Annotated in this window: 1 protein-coding gene; it reads left to right on the forward strand. The window is 66.5% G+C overall.

Going from position 1 to position 373, the window contains the following annotated elements:
• On the forward strand, nt 1-373 hold a 373-nt coding region (locus JT360_RS33340; RefSeq protein WP_214477740.1), incomplete at both ends, for a phosphopantetheine-binding protein.

Below are 373 nucleotides of genomic sequence, written 5' to 3' on the forward strand. Positions count from 1 at the left end.
CCACTCGCTGCTGGCGGTGAAGCTGCTGGAGCGTCTGCGCCGGCTGGGCGTGGGAGCGGCGATCCGCGACCTGTTCGAGCATCCCCGACTGTCGGATTTTGCGGCGAAGCTGGGACGGAGCCGCGAGGTGACGGTGCCTGTCAACGGGATCACGCGGCAGAGCCGGACGATCACGCCAACGATGGTGCCGCTGGCGGAGCTGAGCCAGGCCGAGATCGACCGGGTTGTGGAAGCGGTGCCGGGCGGCGTTGGCAATGTCCAGGACATCTACGCGCTGTCGCCGTTGCAGGACGGCATCCTGTTTCATCATCTTCTGGCGCAGAAGGGCGATCCGTATCTGATCCGGGCGCAGATGGCCTTTGCCGAGCGGGAT

The sequence above is a fragment of the Mesorhizobium sp. dw_380 genome (assembly GCF_018588885.1).
GTDB lineage: Bacteria > Pseudomonadota > Alphaproteobacteria > Rhizobiales > Rhizobiaceae > Mesorhizobium.